This is a genomic window from Sphingomonas kyungheensis (assembly GCF_037120395.1).
GTDB lineage: Bacteria > Pseudomonadota > Alphaproteobacteria > Sphingomonadales > Sphingomonadaceae > Sphingomonas > Sphingomonas kyungheensis.
In genome coordinates this window covers 736,674-756,755 of sequence record NZ_JBBBDM010000001.1, presented here as the reverse complement: position 1 = coordinate 756,755, position 20,082 = coordinate 736,674, and the positions used below count along the sequence as shown (strand labels likewise).

Genomic DNA, 20,082 nt, shown 5'->3' with positions numbered 1-20,082 from the left:
CCTCCCCGGCACGCGGAGGATTGTCACCCCGCTCACGCCGCATACTCCCGCGCCACCGCGACGTCGTCGAACGGCAATTCCATGTCGCCGACGATCTGGCCCTGTTCGTGGCCCTTGCCGGCGATCAGCACGATATCCTGCGCTCCCGCCTCGCGGACGGCGGCGGCGATCGCTTCGCGGCGATCGCCGATCTCGCGCGCCTTGGGCGCGCCTTTCAGGATCGCGGCGCGGATCGCGGCGGGGTCCTCGGTGCGCGGGTTGTCGTCGGTGACGATGGCGATATCCGCCTGCATCTGCGCCACCTGCCCCATCGTCTCGCGCTTGCCGGGATCGCGGTCGCCACCGGCGCCGAAGACGACGATCAGCCGCCCGCCGGCATGCGGCTTGAGCGCGGCGATCGCCGCCTCCAGCGCATCGGGCGTATGGGCATAGTCGACATAGACCGGCGCGCCGCTGCGCGCGATCGCGGCGCGTTCGAGCCGGCCGCGCACCGGCTGCAACCGCGCGAGATCGGCGATGGTGCGCGCGACGTCGCCGCCGGTGGCGATCACCAGCCCCGCCGCGACGAGCGCATTCGCCGCCTGATAGCCGCCGATCAGCGGCAAGGGCACCCGATGCGTCCGCCCCTCTGCCTCGATCACCAGCCCCTGGCCGAGCAGGGTGGGGTCGCGGCCGACCAGCCGCAGCGTCGCGCCGCGTTCGCCGACGGTGATGAGCGTGTTGCCGCGCGCCTGTGCCAGATCGATCACCCGCCCCGCCTCGACATCGTCGGCCCAGACCACCGCCGTCCCGGCCGGATCGAGCACCTCGGAGAACAGGCGCAGCTTGGCGGTGAGATAGGCGCCCATGTCGCCATGGTAATCGAGATGGTCGCGGCTGAGGTTGGTGAAGGCCGCGGCGGCGACGGTCAGCCCCTCGGTGCGATATTGGGTCAGGCCGTGGCTCGACGCCTCGAAGGCGAGATGCGTGATCCCCTCCCGTGCGAGGCCGGCGACGTTGGACAGGAAGGTGACGACATCGGGCGTGGTGAGGCCGGTGGTGACGCGCTCGTCGGCGGTGGTGACGCCGAGCGTACCGATCGATGCCGCCGACGCGCCGGCCATCCGCCACAATTGCCGGGTCATCTCGACGGTCGAGGTCTTGCCGTTGGTGCCGGTCACCGCGACCGCCACCTCCGGGAAGGGTGCGAAGAAGGCGGCGGCGGCGCGGGCGAACCGCTCGCGGGGATTGTCGTCGACGATCGCCACCGCGCCCTCGACCGGCACGCCGGGGCGGGTCACGACCGCGACCGCGCCGGCACGCACCGCGTCGCCGATATAATCCTCGCCATTGACGCGTGCACCCTGGAAGGCACCGAAGACGGTGCCGGGCGCGACCTTGCGGTGATCGATCGCGAAGCCGGTGACGATCGCCGCCTCGTCGCCGCCGGTCAGTGCGCCCAGTCTCACGCAGCCCTCCTTAATTGCCCGTGACGGGCTTGCGCGTCGGGTCCTGCCAGATCAAGGGCATGAGGTCCGACACGTCGATGTCCGCCCGCTCGTCCGGCACCACGCCGAGCATCGCACCGACGCGCGAGATGGTCCGGCCGACCACCGGTGCGGCGTTCCATGCGGCAGTCTTCCACCCTCCGGTCTCCTTCGTGCCAAGCGGCGAATCGAGCATCGCCAGCACGACATAGCGCGGAGCGTCCATCGGGAAAGCCGCGGCGAACGTCGCGACGTTGCGCGAATGGTCGTATCCGCCCGCCACCGCCGCCTCGGCGGTGCCGGTCTTGCCGCCGACGCGATAGCCCGGCGCCTCGCCCTTGCGGCCGGTGCCGCGCAGCACGATCAGCCGCAGCATCTGGCGCATCCGCGCGCTGGTCGCCTCGCTGATGACGCGGCGGCCGACCGGCGCCTGCCCCGGCGCGACCTTGAGCAGCGTCGCCGGCCGCCAGATGCCGCCGTTGACCAGGGCGGCATAGGCACTGGCGAGGTGCAGCGGCGTCACCGCGATGCCGTGGCCGTAAGCGGTGGTCATCGTCGTCGTCCGCGCCCAATAGGTCGGCATCAGCGGACGCCCCTTCTCGCGCAGCTCGATGTCGGGCTTGGTGTCGAAGCCCAGTTTGCGGAACATCGTCTGCATCTTCTGCGGGCCGATCTCGTCGGCGATGCGCGCGGTGGCGATGTTGCTCGAATAGATCAGCGTCTCGGGCATCGACAGCCAGCGCTTGGGATCGCCGCGCTCGTCGTGGATGGTGAAGCCGCCGACTTTCAGCGGATGCGTCGCGTCGAACTTGCGGTTGAGCCCGATCGTGCCGGTATCGATCGCGGTGGCGACGGTGATCGGCTTGAAGGTCGATCCCAGCTCGAACACGCTCTGCGTGGTGATGTTGCGCAGCTCTTCCGAGCCCGCCATGCCGACGCGATTGGGGTTGAAGGTCGGCAACGACACCATCGCGATCACCTCGCCGGTGGCGACGTCGAGGACGATGCCGCCGGCGCCGCGCGCGGAGAAGGTGTTCATCGCGCGGCTGAGCTCGCTCTCCATCGCCGCCTGGACGCGCACGTCGAGCGACAGCGCGACCGGCTGACCCGCCTTGGTCGGATCGAGCAGCCGTTCGTCGAGCACGCGCTCCATCCCGCTCATGCCGTGGCCGTCGGTGGAGAGGAAGCCGAGCGCATGGCTCGCCATCGTCGATTGCGGGTAGAGCCGCTGCGTCTCGCGCGCGAAGACCAGCGCCGGCTCGCCGATCGCATTGACCTGCTCGACCAGCGCCGGGCTGGCGCGGCGCTGGAGATAGACGAAGCTGACCGGGCGGGTGAGCTGGCCGTAGAACCACGTCTGATCGCCACGATCGGGCATCAGCGCGGCGAGGCGGGCGGCGATCTCCATCTTGTCGCCGATGATCTGCTTGGGGTGGACCGCGATCGTCCAGGCGTCGATCGTCCGGGCGAGCGGCGCGCCGTTGCGATCGACGATATCGCCGCGCGCGGCGAGCGCAGCGACGCGCGCCTCCGCCTCGCCGCCCGACATCAGCCCGAGCATGACCAGCCGGCCGATCACCAGAGTCACCGCCGCGGCGAACAGCATCAGCAGCATCATCAGTCGCATATGCGACGTCGCCACCAGCGCATGACGCTGGGTGGCGTTACGCCGCTGCTGTGCGGGCCGGGCGACGATGACGGTCAACGCTTGCGTGCCTCCGCGCGGGCGCTGCTGAGGATGTCGCCGAGCGTCGTGTCGGAAAGCAGCTTGCGGTCGAGCATCGCCACCGCCTGCGGCCGCACCTTGGCGACCGCCGCCTTGGCGCGCGCCGCCTCGGTCAGCTTGGCAAGCATCGGCGCACTTTTCTCGACGGGGGCGACCTTGATGACCGCGCGCTTGGCGGCGGGGAGCGCGGCGGCGACCTGGATGACGGCGGGCGCCGGCGTCGCAGCGGGAGCGGCGACGTTGACCGTGGCGAGCGACGGCACGACCAGCGCCGCCATCTTGGTGCCCGGCGCGGGCGTGCCGATGCGCGTCACGTCGAGACTGGCGAGCGCGCTCTCGTCGGTGACGAACTGGCCGGCGACCGGGGCGGCGAGCGCCAGCGTTTCCCCGTTCCACTTTTCGAGCTGCGCGAGATTGGCGCGCGTCTCGAACTCGGTCTCAAGCGCGCGGATGTCGCGCTGCGCGGTCTCGATCCGGCGATCCATGATGTCGAGCTTCTTGCGCTCCGCCGCGACCTGCAGCGAGACCAGATAGAAGCCGAGGACGATGGCGACGCAGCCACCGAACCACCCGATCCCCTTCAGCCGATACGCCGCCGTCATGCCGTCACCTCCGCCTGATTGCCGTGGGTCCATGCCGGCGCCGCCGTCCGCCGTGCGGTGCGCAGCGTCGCCGACCGCGCCCGCGGGTTGCGCGCGACCTCCGCCTCGCCGGCGCGGATGCCGCGACCGACCGATTCGAAACTGGGCGCGACGCCGCTGTCGGCGAGCGGCAGATGCCGCGACCCGCCCGGCGCCTTGCCCGACCGGTCGCGCAGGAAGCGCTTCACCAGCCGGTCCTCGAGACTGTGGAAGGTGACGATCGCCAGCCGCCCGCCCGGCTTGAGCACGCGCTCCGCCGCGGCGAGACCCTGGGCCAGTTCGTCCAGCTCCCGATTTACATGGATGCGGATCGCCTGGAAGCTGCGCGTCGCCGGATCCTTCTTGTCGTGCGGCCGGTGGCCGAGCGCCTTGCGCACCACCTGCGCAAGTTCGCCGGTGCGGGTCAGCGGCCGCGCCGCGACGATCGCGCGGGCGACGCGGCGCGACTTGGGCTCGTCGCCATATTGGTAGAGCACGTCGGCGATCGCTGCCTCGTCGGCGGTGTTGAGGAAGTCGGCGGCGCTCGGGCCGTCCTGGCTCATCCGCATGTCGAGCGGGCCGTCGGCCTGGAACGAGAAGCCCCGTTCGGCCTGGTCGAGCTGCATCGACGACACGCCGATATCCATGGTCAGCGCATCGACCGGCGCGTCGAGCGCCGCTTCGAGCATCGAGAAATCGCTGTGCACCAGCGTCAGCCCGGGGAGCGCCGCGGCACGGCCGGCGCGGATCGCATCGGGGTCGCGATCGAAGGCGACGACCTCAGCGCCCGTCGCGAGGATTGCGCGGGTGTAGCCGCCGGCGCCAAAGGTCGCGTCGACGATTCGCTCGCCCGGCTGCGGCGCCAGCGCGGCGACCACCTCGTCGAGCAGCACCGGGATGTGCGGGGCATCGCTCGCCATGTCGCTCACAGGGCGATCCCCTTTTCCTGGCAATAATACCGGCAGGCGGCGACCATCTGCGGGGCGATGTTGGGCGTCGACAGCAGCGTCTTCGGGTCCCAGATCTCGATATAGTCGAGCGTCCCCCAGAAGAAGGCGTGCGCCCCGATGCCGGCATAGAAGCGCGGAAAGCCCGGCATGATGAAACGTCCCGATCCGTCGAACGGCACGGCTTCGCCATTGGCGCCGCCACGCTTGATGTTGTGGTCGATCTTGCCGTCGGGACCGCGCGACAGCGCGACCCGCTCGTTGAGCTCGCGCTTGAGCTCGGCAAGATAGGCGGGATCATAAGCGATCAGACAGGGCTGATCCTCATGCGCGGCAATGATCACCGTGCCGCCGTCCTTGCCGTCGGCGCGCGGTGCATTGTCGGCAAGCGTCGATCGAAGCGCATTGGGGATGGCGACGCGACCCTTGTCGTCGACAAGGGCAAGTCCGCTTCCCTGATAATCGCCCCTTTCCGACACGCCTGTCTCGCACCCTGACGTGCACAGCTCACCGTTCCGGCAAACGACCAAAATCGTCCGCCAGCCCGCTGCGATGAATCGCAACCGGTGATGCCTGCCCCGTTGACGCTGTTGGTATCAACAGCCCCTTGGGGACGCAACGGGATTTTTGGGGAAAACCGGGGAACGCGCCCCGGTTCGTCGCTACGCGGGCGGGGGCGCACCCGCGCGCACGTAGACGCATCGATCGAACATCGACGAAATAACATTGAGTGTCATTAGCTTCGCCGAAATCCCCGAAATTCCCCGGCGGCGGGGCATCAGTGCGGCGCTTGCGCGTTGCTGGTCGAAGGCGCGACGCCCAGTTCGGCGAGCGGCTCGCCCGAAGCGCCGGCGGCCGCCGCGGCGGCGGCACCGGCGTTGGTCATCGCGATATTGGCGACGACATCGGCCTGCGCCGATCCGGCGGCGGCGATCGGCCGCTCGCGAGTCGCGGAGCCGAGGATCGCGCTGGCGACGACGATCAACAGCACGACGGCGACAAGGCCGATCACGCCGACCTTGATCCGTTGCATCGTCTGCTGAGTGTCTCGCGCGGCTCTCATCCTACCGCGCCGCTGTAACGCTTCGTCACCGCTTTGTCGAACAAGCGGTTCGGATCAATTCAGGAAAGACCTTTGGCGGCGCGCCACGCGGGATCGTAGAGCGTCGACAGGTAGCGAAAGCCGGTGTCGCACAGGATGGTGGCGATGCGCCGGCCCGGGCCGAGATGCTCGGCGAGCCGCACCGCACCGGCGACGTTGATCCCCGAGGACAGGCCGAGGCACAGCCCCTCCTCGTCGAGCAGCCGCCGCACCCAGCGATAGCCCTCCGCATCGGAGATGCGGAATTGCGTGTCGATCGGCGCACCGTCGAGATTGGCGGTGATCCGCCCCTGGCCGATCCCCTCCGCCACCGACGATCCCTCGGCGCGCAGCTCGCCATGCGCATAATAGTCGTAGAGCGCCGCGCCGTGCGGATCGGTCAGCGCGATACAGATGCGCTCGTCCTTCGCCTTGAGGCCGAGCCCGACCCCGGCGATCGTGCCGCCGGTGCCGGCGGCGCAGGTGAAGCCGTCGATCCGCCCGTCCATCTGCTGCCAGATCTCCTCGGCGGTGCCGACGATATGCGCGCGGCGATTGGCGACATTGTCGAACTGGTTCGCCCACAAGGCGTTATCGCGCTCCTCGGCGATCCGGCGGCTGGTGTGGACGAAATGATAGGGGCTGGCATAGGGCGCGGCGGGGACCAGCACCAGCTCGGCGCCGAGCGCGCGCAGCGTATCCATCTTCTCGCGGCTCTGCGTCTCGGGCATGACGATGATCGTGCGATAGCCCTTGGCATTGGCGACGAGCGCCAGCCCGATGCCGGTATTGCCCGCCGTGCCCTCGACGATCGTGCCGCCGGGGTGGAGCAGGCCGCGCGCCTCCGCATCCTCGACGATGCCGAGCGCGGCGCGATCCTTGACGCTCGCCCCGGGGTTGGCGAATTCGCATTTGGCGAAGATGTCGCAGCCGGTCGCCTCGCTGGGCCCGCGCAGACGGACGAGCGGGGTGTTGCCGATCAGGGCGAGCGTATCGGGCGTGGTGTGCATCGTCGCTAGATGGCGTGGGACGGCGTCAGCGGCAAGCGCAGCTGAGCTTGGCCGCGAGCAAGATCGGCACGCAGGTGCGGCAGCCCGGCCCGTCGCAATTTACCCTGCCTTTGCATGAACGTGGGTCATCTTGCTTGACGCTTGTTGCTGCATGCGCGAAGCGTCGCGCCGCTATGAAGAGCCCCCTCCTCCTCTCCGCCACCGCCGCGCTGCTCGCGCTGGCCGCCTGCAACTCCAAGCCCAATTCGGCCGAAGTGCTAGACTCGAATCCGGACCCGATGGCGAATGCGCTCGCCAACCGCGGCCCGGTCGAGCTGCCGCCCGCGATCAAGGCGGACAAGACCTTCCGCTGCAAGGACAACAGCCTGCTGTACGTCACCCTGTTCGAGGGCGACAAGCTGGCGCTGATCAAGACCAAGAAGGACGGCACGGCCACCCGCCTGACCGCCGCGACCACCGGCGAGCCGCTCACCGCCGAGGGCGGCTGGAAGCTGACCGGCGATGCCAAGACGATCACCGTCACCCAGCCCGGCAAGCCGTCGCAGAGCTGCAAGTCCTGATCTTCGCCTGACTCTTTCCGAAGCCGGTGGCTGAGCCGCCGGCTCCGGTCCTCCGCATGACGCGGATGTTGCCGATTTATGTCCATTATGGTATCGGCGGCTGATGGCGACCATTGCGATCTACAGTTCCAAGGGCGGCGTCGGCAAGACGACGTTGTCGGTGAACCTCTCCTATTGCAGCGCGGCGATCTCGAAGCGCCGTACCATCCTGTGGGATCTCGATCCGCAGGCGGCGAGCAGCTGGGTGCTCGGACGCACGCCGGTCGGCGATGCCGCGCGCGCGCTGTTCACCAAGGACGCCAAGCCGCAGGCGCATGCCCGGCCGACCGACTATCCGCTGCTCGACCTGATCGCCGCGGATGAATCGCTGCGCACGCTCGACGTCGTCCTCCACGATATTGGCAAGCGCCGCCGGCTCGACCGGCTGATCGAGGGCGTCGGCGATTACGACCATGTCCTGCTCGATTGCCCGCCCGGCGTGACCGAGACGAGCGAACAGGTGATCCGCGCCGCCGACCTGATCGTGCTGCCGGTGATCCCCTCGCCGCTCGCGCAGCGGGCGCATCTCGAAGTGGTGCGGCATCTCGGCGGCAAGGTGCCGGTGCTGCCGGTGCATATGATGGCGGACCGCCGCCGCCGCCTCCATGCCGAGGCGCTCGCCGCGCATCCCGACTGGCCGGTGATCCCGATGGCAAGCGCGGTCGAGGCGATGGCGGAGCATCGTGCGCCGGTGGCGACTTTCGCGCCGCGCACCGCCGCGGCCAAGGCGTTCGCCAAATTGTGGACGGCGATCGAATGTCGGCTGCGCACCGTCTAGAGGAGACGGACGACGAGGTTTTTCGAAGGAAGTGCGATGCGTCTGATCGGCCGGCTCGATTCCCCCTATGTGCGGCGCGTCGCGATCGCGATGCGGCTGATGGGCCTCGCCTTCGATCACGAACCGCTGTCGGTGTTCCGCGACGTCGAGGCCTTCGCGGCGATCAACCCGGTGATCAAGGCGCCGACGCTGGTGACCGACGACGGCACGGCGCTGATCGATTCGACGCTGATCCTCATGTATCTCGACAGCCTCGTCCCCGCGGACCGACGGTTGCAGCCGGAGGCGGCGGACGCGCTGCTGACCGTCCAGCATGCGGTCGGCCTGGCGCTCGCCGCCTGCGAGAAGACCGTGCAGATCGTCTACGAGACCCAATTGCGCCCGGCCGACAAACAGCATGCGCCGTGGCTCGATCGGGTGCGCGGGCAGGCGCAGGCCGCCTATGATCTGCTCGAACAGGCCTATCGGCCCGTAGACGACTGGCTGCTGCCCGACCGGATGACGCAGGCGGACATCACCGCCGCGGTCGCGTGGCGCTTCACCAACGGCATGCTCGCCGATCTCCTCGCGCCGGACCGGTATCCCGCGCTTGCGGCGCTGTCCGCGCGCGCGGAGGCCACGCCGGTGTTTCAGGCGCTGCCGTTCGGCTGAGCCCCTCCCCTTGCACCGCCGCGGCGGCTGCGCCACCTCAGCACGGATGGAGATGCTCGATCCGAAGACCGTGCTCGGCGCCTATGCGGTCGGCGTGTTCCCGATGGCGGATCATCGCGATGCGGCGAGCGTCTATTGGGTCGAGCCGCGCAAGCGCGCGATCCTGCCGATCGACGGGCTGCATCTGTCGCGATCGTTGCGCAAGACGATCGCGCGCGACCGCTTCCGCGTCACTGCCGATACAGCGTTCGAACGGATGATCCGCCTGTGCGCGGCGAGCGCGGCGGACCGGCCGGAGACGTGGATCAATTCGGGCATCGAGCGGGCCTTCGTGGCGCTCCACCAGCTCGGCTTCGCGCATGCGATCGAATGCTGGGAGGGCGACGAGCTGGTCGGCGGCCTCTACGGCCTCGCGCTCGGCCGCGCCTTCTTCGGCGAATCGATGGTCAGCCGGCGCACCGATGCCTCGAAGGTCGCGCTCGCCTGGCTCGTCGCGCGGCTCAAGGCCGGCGGTTTCACCCTGCTCGACTGCCAGTTCCAGACCGCGCACCTCGCCTCGCTCGGCGCGGTGGAGATCGACCGCAGGGATTATTGCGCGTTGCTTGCCGCGGCGCTGGACGGCACGATCGGCGCGTCGGGGATCGTGTCGCCGCTGGCCGCGACGCCATCAGGCGACTTCTTCGCGCTCGACCGTTTGGCCGCCGGCGCGCCGCCATCGAGCGATACGGTGTCGGGGCCGGTCGCCGGCCACGACATTGTGCAGCTCTTGGTCCAGACGTCATAGACCGGGTGCTGGACGACGTTGAGCGACGGCCGCTCCTTGTACAGCCAGCCGGAGAATGCACGACGCCAATGCCGGTCGCTGCCGCGCACATCGAGCTGGACGAAGGCGCCGGTGAGCTGATCCTGTTCCCAGGAGGCAGTCTGTTCGCAGGCGCGCAGCCGGACGATCGCATCGCCGACGCGGGTCGCCTGCCCCGGCTTGAGCGTCACCTCGCGGCTGACGCCGTTCCGCTTGTTGAGCAGGCCGATCACCGCGATCCGTTCCGCCATCGGCGTGCCGCCGGTCGGCAAGGTGACGTCGCTGGTCGCGACGGTCTCGATCGCCTCGCCGCGGTTGCCGTCAGACGGTGCGAAATCCTGCACCGCGACGGGGCGATCGGAATCCTCCGACGGCCGCAGCGCGCGATAGCCGAACACCGCCGCCAGCCCCAGCACCACCAGCAGCACGCCGGCGGCGAGCCAGCGTCGCATCACCCTTCGGGCGTCCACGCTTCATAATCGCCGGTTGCTGCGGCGCGCTTGCCGCCCTTCTCCAGCGCACCCGACGGGCGATAGGCCAGCGGCGTGCCCGTCATATTGGGCATCGCCGGCTTCTGCCACGGACGCGCCGGGGGCATCGCGCGATCGGGGATGTCGTCGATCTGGTGATGCAGCCAGCTGAACCATTCCGGCGGCACGCGGCTCGCGTCATTGGCGCCGTCGTAGATCACCCAGCGGCGCACGCGGCCGCTGCCGTCCTTGCCGCCCTGATAATAGACGTTGCCGAGCGAGTCGGTGCCGACCTGCGTCATGCCGCGCAGACCGTAGAGCATCGTGCCCCAGGACGCGCCATTCCACCAGGTGAAGGGATTGAGGTTGATGCCCATGATGCGCCTGCGCTTACCCGTTGCCGCCCTGCCCTTCAACCGCGGATCGCATCGCGGCGGCGGGCGGCGTCATTTGGCCCAGGCGACCCGATCGCCCTCGGCGATGCCGAGATCTGCGGTGCGGCCGCCGACGAGTTCGAGCACCGCGGCGATCGGCTCGCGCGACGACACCGGCGCTTCCGAGAAGGGCACGGTATTTTCGGCGATCGTCGCGATCGTGCCGTCGGCGCGGATGAACAGGATGTCGAGCGGCGTCGGCGTGTTCTTCATCCAGAAATTGGCGACCCGCGGCGCGCCGCCTTCGGGCGGATAGGGCCAGAACAGCATGCCGCCGTCGGGCTTGAGATCGGTGCGGTACATCAATCCGCGCGCCTGCTCGGCGCTGGTCGTCGCCCGCTCGACGTCGAAGACGTGCGCGCCCTGTGCACCGGTGATCGTGACGGCCAGCGTCCGCTTCGCCGCAATCGCTGCCGGCGGGCCGGAGAAGACGCCCTGCTGAACCGCGACGCCGGCCGCGCCGACGCCGAGCACCGCCACCAACACCAGCGCCGCCTTGCCGCCGATCATGAGGCGGCGTCGACCTCGACCGCGAGCGGCCCCTTGCGCCCGGCGACGATCCGCGCGCGCAGCCGCTGGTCGGGCTCGATCGCTAGGATGCCGGCGCGACGCAGCGTCTCCATATGCACGAAGACGTCGCTGCCGTCGCTATAGCGGACGAGGAAGCCATAGCCCTTGAGCCGGTTGAACCATTTGACCTCGACCGCCTCGAACGGGCCGGCGTCGTCGATCAGCGGCACCGGATCGACGCGATCGGCGGGACGCGGCGCACGGGGCCGCTCCTCGACGGCGTTCGACGTATCGACGGTGAGCACCTCGCGCGCCTGATAGCCGCGCCCGCGCTGCACGGCGAGCGTGGTGACGCGCGTGCCTTCGGGCAGGCTGCGCCGGCCATGCGACTGAAGCACCGAGAAATGGATCAGCACGTCGCCGAAGGCGCGATCGTCCGCCACTGCGAAACCGAAACCGCGCGTCACGTCGAACCATTTGATGACGCCCGACACGACCGTCGCCGCCTCGCCCGGATCGGTGGCGGCGGACAGAACCGCACGATCGCCGGGCATCACCCCGTCGTCGCGCTCGTCGCCCTCCCATTGCGGCTCGCTACGCATCACTGCACCCCTGTTGGCGCTACGCTAGCACGGTTCATCGCTGCTGCAATTGCGAAAGGAGGGTTTACCCGGATTCTCGCAACTCGGCTTCGTCCCGACATGCGACAATCTTGCGCGCGATTTCCATCGCATGGCCGGCGCGCAGCAAGGCCGCGAGCTGCTTGTCGCGCGCGCCCCGGTCGGCAGGCGGTGGCCCGAACGGGCCGATCCGCTTCCGCCGCGCAAAGGCCAAAGCGGTCGCCATCGCCGCCTCCCCGCCCGCCGGCGCGAGGCCGGCGCTCTCCGCCTCGCCGATCCCCGCCTGGCGTAGCGCCATCGTCACCCGCCGCGCGCCGAGGCCGCGCCGGGTGAGTGCCGCCGCCTTGCTCTCGGCATAGAGATGATCGTTGACATAGCCCAGGTCGGCCATCCGCTGTGCCAGCGCGGCCGGATCGGCGGCCTCGCCCTGCCAGCCGCGCTCGCGGATCTTGCGCTGGAGATAATCGGCTAGCCGCCCGCGCGTCGTCGCGAACCGCTCGACATAGCGCAACGCCATTCGCTCCAGCGCGGCGGTGTCGAGCGGCGGAAGCGGACGACGTTCGTGCCTCATGGCCATGTTGTTGCCACACTGGCACCGGATTTAGAACGATGATCGTGCGTTAAAGCGCATAGTGACGATGGTTTCGCCGGTTTGGCGACTGAACAGGAATACGTGATGACCGAGCAGTCCGCGCCTTCGCCGACGCCCCAGCCGACGGCCACGCCGACGCTGGACGCCCTGCCGCGCCGGTATGCCGACTTCGATACGCTGGGCGAGGCGCTCGATTACGCCGCGCGTGGCGTGCGCGGCCTCAACTTCCACGATGCGCGCGGCATGTTGACCCGCCCCTATCCCTTCGCCGAGCTGCGCCACGACGCGATCGCCATGGCCTATCGGCTGATCGCCGCGGGCGTACGGCCGGAGGACCGCATCGCGCTGGTCGCCGAAACCGGTCCGGAATTCGCCGCCTTGTTCTTCGGCACGATCTACGCCGGCGCCTGGCCGGTGCCGCTGCCGCTGCCGACCTCGTTCGGCGGGCGCGATTCCTACATCGAGCAGCTCCGCGTTCAGCTCGCGAGCTGCGAGCCCAAGATGCTGATCTTCCCGCCCGAACTCGCCGCGATGGCGGCCGAGGCGGCGCAGCTCGCGGGCACGCAGGGGATCGACTGGTCCGACTTCGCGCGCGCCGACGCGCCGGCCGTGACGCTGCCGCAGGCGGAGGGCAGCGCGATCGCCTATCTGCAATATTCGAGCGGCTCGACGCGCTTCCCGCACGGCGTCGCGATCACGCATCATCAATTGCTCAACAATCTCGCCGCGCACAGCCACGGCATGGAGATCGCAGCGGAGGGCACCGATCGCTGCATCAGCTGGCTGCCCTGGTATCACGACATGGGGCTGGTCGGCTGCTTCCTGTCGCCGATCGCCAACCAGGTGTCGACCGACTATCTCAAGACCGAGGATTTCGCCCGGCGTCCGCTGGCGTGGCTCGACCTGATCAGCCGGCACGACGGCACCGCCCTCTCCTATTCGCCGACCTTCGGCTACGACATCTGCGCGCGGCGCATGTCGAGCCAGACCAAGGCATCCGACCGGTTCGACCTGTCGCGCTGGCGCGTCGCGGGCAACGGCGCCGACATGATCCGTCCCGACGTGATGCAGGCGTTCGTCGACGCCTTCGCCGACGCCGGCTTCAAGGCGAGCGCCTTCCTGCCGAGCTACGGCCTCGCCGAGGCGACGCTGGCGGTTTCGCTGATGCCGCCGGGCGAGGGCATCCGCGTCGAGCTGGTCGAGGAGACGCAATTGTCCGGCGGCGGCGAATCGCTCGCCGCCAACGATGGCCCGCGCCCGCAACGGTTCCGCGCCATCGTCAATTGCGGCAAGCCGGTGCGCGACATGACCGTCGAGATCCGCGAGGAGGACGGCACTCCGCTGCCCGATGGGGCGATCGGCAAATTGTGGTGCAAGGGGCCGAGCGTGATGGTCGGCTATTTCCGCGATCCCGAGGCGACCGCGGCGTGCATGAGCGACGGCTGGCTCGATACCGGCGACATGGCCTATATGTCGGAGGGCTACATCTACATCGTCGGTCGCGCCAAGGACATGATCATCGTCAACGGCAAGAACCATTGGCCGCAGGACATCGAATGGGCGGTCGAGCAATTGCCCGGCTTCAAGGCGGGTGACATCGCCGCCTTCGCGATCACCACACCGGGCGGCGAGGAGACGCCGGCGGTACTCGTCCAGTGTCGCAGCAGCGACGAGGCCGAGCGCCAGCGGCTGCGCGAGGAAATCCGCGAACGGGTCCGCTCGGTGACGGGGATGAACTGCGTCATCGAACTCATTCCGCCGCGCACGCTGCCGCGCACCAGCTCTGGCAAGCTCAGCCGCGCCAAGGCGCGCAACCTGTATCTGAGCGGCGACATCAAGCCGTACGCAATCGCCGCCTGAGCGCGGCCGCGCTCAGGCGCGGGCAGAGGCCGTCCGTCCGTGTGCCGTGCCGGAGTCGCGCCCTGCCGACCCTCTGCTGGCCGGCGAATCCATGGAGCGCGGCCGAGCAGCCCGCTTAAAGCCGGGGCGGAGCCGGTGCGGATCGTCGGGCTCCAGCCCGCGCGGCGACCGATCACGCATCCGGGCTTCGATGCCGACGCATTCCCCAAGGCGCGTTGCCTATGGGGGTTCGACCGGACGCAGCGCGATCCCTCCCCGCTGCAATGCCCGCGTTACAACCAGAATTCCCTGAAACGGATAGGTCAGAAGCCGATACGGTTCTAACACTCCGTCAACCCTCGCGCGCCTATCACCACGGCGTGACCCGAGAGATGATACCCGCCGCGGATCCGAGCGTGATCCGTTTCGCCCATTTGCTGGGGCTGCGTGACGGCGACGATGCCGCGCATTGGGCGCGAATCCGCTCGGCGCAGCTCGATGCGGGGCGGCAATTGGCGCTGCTGATGCTGGGCGCGAATCTGCTCGGCGCGGCGGCGACGGTGTCGCTGTTCGCGCGCCAGGTGCCGGGCTTGTGGCTCGGCGGCTGGGCGCTGCTCGTCGGCACGGTGGCGGTCGCGGTGGCGATCCGGCGGCTCGGCACGCGTCATCGCGACGGCGGCTATGCGTCGCAATCCGATCTGCGCGCCACCGCCGGCGAAGGCGTCGCGCTTGCCATTGCCTGGGCGATGCCGTGCCTGGTGTTCACCCAGCCGGGGTCGAACAGCGCCTATGTGCTGTGGATGATCCTGTCGGTGCTGATGACCGCGGGCGCGGTGGCGATGGCGCCGCTGGCGCTGGCGACGATCGCCTTCCTCGGCGGACTCGGCCTGTCGGTGACGATCAAGCTGGTCATGAACGGCAGCTTCGCCGCGGCCGGCGCGACGACCGTGTTCACGGTGATGCTGATCGCGATCTGCCTCAATCGCGCGCGCTCGCTGGTGGTGATTCGGGTCGGCCAGATGGCCTTAGCCGAACGCGACGAGACGGTGAGCCTGCTGCTGCGGGAATTCGAGGAGACCAATGCCGACTGGCTGTGGGAGACCGATGCCGCCCGCCGCGTCGTCCGCGCCTCGCCACGGTTCGCCTATGCCTGCGGGCTTGATCCCGTGACGATCGAGGGCATGCCCTTCCTCCAGGTGCTCGCCGGACCAAGCTGGGAGACGGGCGATTTCGCGCCGGGGCTGCGCCATCTCGCCGATAAGCTGAAGACGCGCGAAAGCTTCCGCGACCTGCGGCTGTCGCTCAACGTCGAAGGGCAGGAACGCTGGTGGGAGCTCGCCGCCAGCCCGCGCTTCGACGAGAATGGATCCTTCTGCGGCTTCCGTGGCGTCGGCTCCGACGTCACCGAACAGCGCGCCTCCGACGACAAGATCAACCGCATGGCGCGGTTCGACACGCTGACCGGGCTGCCCAACCGGCTGATGGTCAACGAAACGCTCGCCCGCGCGATGAGCGAGGCGGACAAATGGGGCGGCCGCTGCGCCTTCATGATGATCGATCTCGACCGGTTCAAGGCGGTCAACGACACGCTCGGCCACCCGGTCGGCGACCGGTTGCTCAGCCGCGTCGCCGAACGGCTTGGCCAGTTGATGAACGACAACACCAATTGTGGCCGGCTCGGCGGCGACGAATTCGCGGTGGTGATGCGCGACGCGACCGACACGCGCGCGGTCGAGAGCCTCGCCCAGCGGATCATCGAGACGCTGTCGCGCCCCTATGAGGTCGACGCGCATACCCTCTATATCGGCGCCTCGGTCGGGCTCGCGATCGGGCCGCGCGACGGCCGCACCGCCGAGATGCTGATCCGCTCCGCCGATCTCGCGCTCTATCGCGCCAAGGACGCCGGCCGCGGCGTCTACCACGCCTATGAGCCCGAGCTGCACGTCCAGGCGGAGGAGCGGCGCGTGCTCGAAATGGCGCTGCGTCAGGCGCTCGACAAGGGCGAGATGCACCTCCACTATCAGCCGGTGGTCGATGCCGCGACCGGCAGCCTGACCGGTTTCGAGGCGCTGCTGCGCTGGCACAGTCCGCAATTCGGCGACGTCTCGCCCGCCAAGTTCATCCCGCTCGCCGAGGAGGCACGGCTTATCCAGCCGATCGGCGAATGGGTGCTGCGCACCGCCTGCGCCGAAGCGGCACGCTGGCCGGCGCCGACACGGGTCGCAGTCAACGTCTCCGCCGACCAGTTGCAGAACCCCGGCTTCGTCGCCGTCGTCACCTCGGCGCTTGCCGAATCGGGATTGTCGGTCGAGCGGCTCGAGCTCGAGGTGACCGAGAGCGTGTTCATGCACGAGGGGCTCGGCGCGACCAAGACGCTCGAACGTATCCTTGATCTCGGCGTGCGCCTCAGCCTCGACGATTTCGGCACCGGCTATTCGAGCCTCGGCTATCTGTCGCGGACGCGCTTTTCCTCGATCAAGATCGACCGCAGCTTCGTCCAGGGCGCGTCGAAGGGCGTCAAGGAGGCGATCGCGATCATCCGCGCCGTCGTCGCGCTGGCGCAAAGCCTCGGGATGGCGACCACCGCGGAAGGCGTGGAGACCGAGGCCGAACACCATATGGTCCAGGACCTCGGCTGTACGAAGGTACAGGGCTACTATTTCGGCCGTCCGCTGCCGGTCGAGGAAGCCCGCGCCGTGGCGAGCCGCCGCTGGGACGAGACGGTGGCCGCCTAGGGGGTCACTTCAGCGGGTCGTGGCCCCAGTTCATCAGCGAATAGCGCCAGTCGCTATGCTCGACGTCCTTGGCCGGCCCGCCCTGGGCGAGGTGGCGGTGCACGTAGCTCACCACCTTCTTCATATGCTTGTAGTCGTCGTCGCTGCGATCGGCCTTCTTGGTGCGCTTGATCTCGACGATGCGCCGGCCCGAGGCGTGACCGACGCTCTCGCCCTTGCCGTCCCCGTCCTCGCCCTTCCAGCCGACGCGTTTGCTGTCGTCGGTGTCGAGGAACTTCTCCAGCTCGGCGGGCGCCATGTTGACCGCCTCGTTGAACGTCTTCTCGATCTCGGCGTGATCGTCGGCCATGTCTCGCTCTCCTTCGCCCGGCCCAACGTCGCGAGGCCCGCGACGGTTGCGCGTCCGCGTCAGCCGAGCATCCCGGTATAGGTCTGCGGCGAGAGCGACAGGAGCAGCCGCGCGACGCCGCCGATCACGATCACCGCGACGAGCAGCAGCACAAGGGCCCGCGGCCAGCGCCTCGGCCCGAGCAGCACCCAGCCGATCAGCGTCGCCGCCAGCGTCCACAGATGGTAGCGCAGGTCGGAGGCGATGCTGATCACCGCGAAGCTCGCCTCGATTGCCAGCGCCGAGGTGAACAGCGCGCGCGCCAGCGCATCGTCCCGGCGTCGCCAGGCGCAGCGCAGCCCGGCGAGCGCCGCGACCACCCAGACGATCGGCCAGCCGAGCGGCGTCTCCAGCAGCAGCGCGGCGAAGCGCTGCCATCCCGCCGCCGCTTTGCCCGGATTGGCGAAGCCGAGCTGATTGGGTTCGCTGGCGACGGGCGGGGCGGCGCCCGGCCAGCGATAGGGTACCCACAGCCGCTCCGTCGAATTGAGATGCGCAAGGCGATGACCGGCATAAGCGATCGGATGGCGCAGGATCATCGTCGCGAGCCGCACGTACAGCGTCGCCGGCGGCGTCGCGTGCAGCGGCGCCACCAGAGCCTCGCAACGGCGCGGCTCGCCGAGCGGGTCCCAGAAATAGGGGCGGACACACCCCTTGGCGCGCATCGCGGCGAGCGTCGCCGGCGGCAGACCGACCGCCGCGTCACCGCTCGCGACGCCGATCCCGGACAGATCGTAGAGCGCCTGCGTCCGCTCGACGCCGCTGCGCTCGCCATGAAGCAGCTGGTGGTTGATCGGCGCGGCGAGCGCGATCGCCAGCACGACGCCGAACAGCGCGAGCGCCACCCGGCGTAGCCCGGTCGGCCGCGGCAGCAGCATCACGGCCAGCGGCACCACCGCGAAGGGCGCATTGGCGCGGACGAGCATCGCATACCCGCACAGCAGCGCCACCGCCCCGATTGCCCAGCCCGGCATCGCCCGACCGTGCAGCCGCCACCAGCCGGTCACGCCGACCGCGGCGATCAGCGCCGCGGCCATCTGCAGGTCCTTGAGCACCGCGCTCTGCCAGCCGAGCAACGGCGGCCACAGGCCGATGCCGAGCATCGCCAGCGCCGCCGCCCGCCGCCCATGGGCGGCGAGAGCCGCCGCCAGCAAACCGAGCCCGAGCCAATAGCCGCCGAGCTGCACGATCAGCATCGGCGCCGGTCCGCGCGCACCGAACAGTGACCAGAGCCGCGCCATCACCGGCGGATGCCAGTCGTCGTACCGCCCGCCCGTCGCCTGCGCATATTGCGCGAGGCTGTCATAGGCGAGATAGCCCGGCCAGAAGAGCGCGAGCGACAGCAGACACAGAAGCGCCGCCGCGCCACCGAAGCGACGGGCGGCGCGGCTGTCGATCATGCCGATCCTAGAAGTGGAGCGCGCGACCATAAGCGCCGAGCACGCTTTCATGCATCATCTCGCTCAGCGTCGGGTGCGCGAACACCGTCTCCATCAGCTCATGCTCGGTGGTTTCGAGCTGACGTGCGATGACATAGCCCTGGATCAGCTCGGTGACTTCCGCGCCGATCATGTGCGCGCCGAGCAACTCGCCGGTCTTGGCGTCGAACACCGTCTTGACGAAGCCCTCCGCCTCGCCGAGCGCGATCGCCTTGCCGTTACCGATGAACGGGAATTTGCCGACCTTCACCGCATGCCCCGCCTCCTTGGCCTTGGCCTCGGTCAGGCCGACGCTGGCGACCTGCGGACGGCTGTAGGTGCAGCCGGGGATATTCCACGTCTCGAACGGATGCGGGTCCTGGCCGGCGATCTTCTCGACGCAGACGATGCCCTCGTGGCTCGCCTTGTGCGCCAGCCACGGTGCGCCGGTGACGTCGCCGATCGCATAGATCCCCTCGACGTTGGTGCGGCCGAAGCCGTCGACCTTGATATGGCCGCGCTCGGTCTCGACGCCCAGCGCCTCCAGCCCGATATTCTCGGTGTTGGGGACGATGCCGATCGCGACGATCGCATGGCTGAATTCGGTGCTGGTGACCTTGCCGTCGGCGCCCTTGATCGCCGCGGTGACGCCGTTGGCGCCGCCTTCGAGCTTTTCGAGGCCCGATTTGGTGAGGATCTTGATCCCCTGCTTGGTCAGCGCCTTGGTCATGAACTCGCTGACCTCGGCATCCTCGACCGGCAGGATTCGGTCAAGCATTTCGACGATCGTGACGTCCGCGCCCATGTCGTTGTAGAAGCTCGCGAATTCGACACCGATCGCGCCCGATCCGATGACCAGCAGCTTGGTCGGCATCACCTCGGGCACCATCGCATGGCGATAGGTCCAGATACGCTTGCCGTCGGCCTTGGCGAAGGGCAGGTCGCGGGCGCGCGCGCCGGTCGCGACCATGATGTGCTTGGCGGTCAGCTCGATCGTCTGGTCGCCCTGCTTGACGCTGAGCTTGCCCTTGCCGGTGAGCGCGCCGACGCCCTCGAACACCTGGACCTTGTTCTTCTTCATCAGGCCCTTGACGCCGGCGTTGAGCTGGCCGGCGACCTTGCGGCTGCGATCGACGATCTTGGCCAGGTCGAAGCCGACATTGTCCGCCTTGAGCCCGTAGGTCTCGGCGTGGGTCATGTAATGATAGACTTCCGAGGTGCGCAGCAGCGCCTTGGTCGGGATACAGCCCCAGTTGAGGCAGATGCCGCCGAGCCGCTCGCGCTCAACGATGCCGACCTTGAGGCCGAGCTGGCTCGCCCGGATCGCCGCGACATAGCCGCCGGGACCCGAACCGAGGATGAGAAGGTCGAAGGTATCAGCCACGTATATCGTCCT

Annotated in this window: 20 protein-coding genes and 1 pseudogene; 6 read left to right on the top strand and 15 right to left on the bottom strand. The window is 69.1% G+C overall.

The window, feature by feature from the left end; translation table 11 throughout:
• Nucleotides 1–32 precede the first annotated feature (32 nt).
• The 7 genes from V8201_RS03585 to V8201_RS03555 all read right to left on the bottom strand — a co-directional run bounded on the left by V8201_RS03585 (nucleotide 33) and on the right by V8201_RS03555 (nucleotide 6,850).
• The gene (locus V8201_RS03585; RefSeq protein ID WP_336544487.1) at nucleotides 33–1,448 is read right to left on the bottom strand and encodes a UDP-N-acetylmuramoyl-L-alanyl-D-glutamate--2,6-diaminopimelate ligase; all 1,416 of its coding nucleotides are present in this window, start codon (nucleotides 1,446–1,448) and stop codon (nucleotides 33–35) included.
• Between the two features lie 10 nt (nucleotides 1,449–1,458).
• On the bottom strand, nucleotides 1,459–3,171 hold the full coding sequence (locus V8201_RS03580) for a peptidoglycan D,D-transpeptidase FtsI family protein (RefSeq protein ID WP_037532864.1): 1,713 nt from the start codon (nucleotides 3,169–3,171) through the stop codon (nucleotides 1,459–1,461).
• Nucleotides 3,168–3,794: a hypothetical protein gene (locus V8201_RS03575; protein ID WP_037532862.1), complete on the bottom strand. Its 627-nt coding sequence runs from the start codon at nucleotides 3,792–3,794 to the stop codon at nucleotides 3,168–3,170. Before V8201_RS03575 ends, V8201_RS03580 begins: the two co-directional genes overlap by 4 nt.
• The gene (gene rsmH, locus V8201_RS03570; RefSeq protein ID WP_037532859.1) at nucleotides 3,791–4,732 is read right to left on the bottom strand and encodes a 16S rRNA (cytosine(1402)-N(4))-methyltransferase RsmH; all 942 of its coding nucleotides are present in this window, start codon (nucleotides 4,730–4,732) and stop codon (nucleotides 3,791–3,793) included. The genes V8201_RS03575 and rsmH overlap by 4 nt, the downstream gene beginning before the upstream one ends.
• 5 nt (nucleotides 4,733–4,737) lie before the next feature.
• Nucleotides 4,738–5,238: a division/cell wall cluster transcriptional repressor MraZ gene (locus V8201_RS03565; RefSeq protein WP_037532856.1), complete on the bottom strand. Its 501-nt coding sequence runs from the start codon at nucleotides 5,236–5,238 to the stop codon at nucleotides 4,738–4,740.
• Between the two features lie 299 nt (nucleotides 5,239–5,537).
• Nucleotides 5,538–5,792, bottom strand: a complete 255-nt coding sequence (locus V8201_RS03560) for a hypothetical protein (RefSeq protein ID WP_051583317.1) — start codon at nucleotides 5,790–5,792, stop codon at nucleotides 5,538–5,540.
• Between the two features lie 89 nt (nucleotides 5,793–5,881).
• The gene (locus V8201_RS03555; protein ID WP_037532851.1) at nucleotides 5,882–6,850 is read right to left on the bottom strand and encodes a cysteine synthase A; all 969 of its coding nucleotides are present in this window, start codon (nucleotides 6,848–6,850) and stop codon (nucleotides 5,882–5,884) included.
• A gap of 173 nt (nucleotides 6,851–7,023) precedes the next feature.
• Between V8201_RS03555 and V8201_RS03550 the strand changes: the two genes are divergently transcribed.
• The 4 genes from V8201_RS03550 (at nucleotide 7,024) to aat (ending at nucleotide 9,662) form a co-directional block, all read left to right on the top strand.
• Nucleotides 7,024–7,410 carry a hypothetical protein gene (locus tag V8201_RS03550; RefSeq protein ID WP_037532850.1) on the top strand — a complete coding sequence of 129 codons (387 nt, stop codon included), beginning with the start codon at nucleotides 7,024–7,026 and terminating at the stop codon, nucleotides 7,408–7,410.
• A 103-nt stretch (nucleotides 7,411–7,513) separates the two neighbouring features.
• Nucleotides 7,514–8,227: a ParA family protein gene (locus tag V8201_RS03545; protein WP_037532847.1), complete on the top strand. Its 714-nt coding sequence runs from the start codon at nucleotides 7,514–7,516 to the stop codon at nucleotides 8,225–8,227.
• Nucleotides 8,228–8,263: 36 nt separating this feature from the next.
• Complete coding sequence (locus V8201_RS03540; RefSeq protein ID WP_336544486.1) at nucleotides 8,264–8,878, top strand: glutathione S-transferase; 615 nt, start codon at nucleotides 8,264–8,266, stop codon at nucleotides 8,876–8,878.
• 46 nt (nucleotides 8,879–8,924) lie between these two features.
• Nucleotides 8,925–9,662 carry a leucyl/phenylalanyl-tRNA--protein transferase gene (aat, locus tag V8201_RS03535; protein WP_037532842.1) on the top strand — a complete coding sequence of 246 codons (738 nt, stop codon included), beginning with the start codon at nucleotides 8,925–8,927 and terminating at the stop codon, nucleotides 9,660–9,662.
• Between the two features lie 35 nt (nucleotides 9,663–9,697).
• Here the strand turns inward: aat and V8201_RS03530 are convergent.
• The 5 genes and pseudogenes from V8201_RS03530 to V8201_RS03510 all read right to left on the bottom strand — a co-directional run.
• A pseudogene (locus V8201_RS03530) lies at nucleotides 9,698–9,931 on the bottom strand (DUF2155 domain-containing protein); the annotation flags it as partial.
• 200 nt (nucleotides 9,932–10,131) lie between these two features.
• Nucleotides 10,132–10,527: an NADH:ubiquinone oxidoreductase subunit NDUFA12 gene (locus tag V8201_RS03525; protein WP_037532840.1), complete on the bottom strand. Its 396-nt coding sequence runs from the start codon at nucleotides 10,525–10,527 to the stop codon at nucleotides 10,132–10,134.
• A gap of 69 nt (nucleotides 10,528–10,596) precedes the next feature.
• Complete coding sequence (locus V8201_RS03520; RefSeq protein ID WP_037532836.1) at nucleotides 10,597–11,094, bottom strand: DUF192 domain-containing protein; 498 nt, start codon at nucleotides 11,092–11,094, stop codon at nucleotides 10,597–10,599.
• Nucleotides 11,091–11,696 (bottom strand): cold-shock protein, encoded by a 606-nt coding sequence (locus V8201_RS03515; RefSeq protein ID WP_037533264.1) that lies wholly within the window; start codon nucleotides 11,694–11,696, stop codon nucleotides 11,091–11,093. The genes V8201_RS03520 and V8201_RS03515 overlap by 4 nt, the downstream gene beginning before the upstream one ends.
• Before the next feature lie 64 nt (nucleotides 11,697–11,760).
• Complete coding sequence (locus tag V8201_RS03510) at nucleotides 11,761–12,285, bottom strand: regulatory protein RecX (protein ID WP_373276448.1); 525 nt, start codon at nucleotides 12,283–12,285, stop codon at nucleotides 11,761–11,763.
• Between the two features lie 105 nt (nucleotides 12,286–12,390).
• Here V8201_RS03510 and V8201_RS03505 point away from each other — a divergent pair, with 105 nt between their 5' ends.
• On the top strand, nucleotides 12,391–14,166 hold the full coding sequence (locus V8201_RS03505; protein ID WP_336544484.1) for a fatty acyl-AMP ligase: 1,776 nt from the start codon (nucleotides 12,391–12,393) through the stop codon (nucleotides 14,164–14,166).
• A 371-nt stretch (nucleotides 14,167–14,537) separates the two neighbouring features.
• Nucleotides 14,538–16,880 carry a putative bifunctional diguanylate cyclase/phosphodiesterase gene (locus V8201_RS03500; protein WP_051583316.1) on the top strand — a complete coding sequence of 781 codons (2,343 nt, stop codon included), beginning with the start codon at nucleotides 14,538–14,540 and terminating at the stop codon, nucleotides 16,878–16,880.
• Nucleotides 16,881–16,884: 4 nt separating this feature from the next.
• Here the strand turns inward: V8201_RS03500 and V8201_RS03495 are convergent, their stop codons facing one another.
• The 3 genes from V8201_RS03495 to lpdA are packed head-to-tail and all read right to left on the bottom strand — an operon-like array spanning nucleotide 16,885 to nucleotide 20,070.
• Nucleotides 16,885–17,229 (bottom strand): DUF3140 domain-containing protein, encoded by a 345-nt coding sequence (locus tag V8201_RS03495; RefSeq protein WP_037532830.1) that lies wholly within the window; start codon nucleotides 17,227–17,229, stop codon nucleotides 16,885–16,887.
• A gap of 59 nt (nucleotides 17,230–17,288) precedes the next feature.
• The gene (locus tag V8201_RS03490) at nucleotides 17,289–18,668 is read right to left on the bottom strand and encodes a hypothetical protein (protein WP_336544483.1); all 1,380 of its coding nucleotides are present in this window, start codon (nucleotides 18,666–18,668) and stop codon (nucleotides 17,289–17,291) included.
• Between the two features lie 7 nt (nucleotides 18,669–18,675).
• Nucleotides 18,676–20,070 (bottom strand): dihydrolipoyl dehydrogenase, encoded by a 1,395-nt coding sequence (gene lpdA / locus V8201_RS03485; RefSeq protein ID WP_037532826.1) that lies wholly within the window; start codon nucleotides 20,068–20,070, stop codon nucleotides 18,676–18,678.
• Nucleotides 20,071–20,082: the final 12 nt, after the last annotated feature.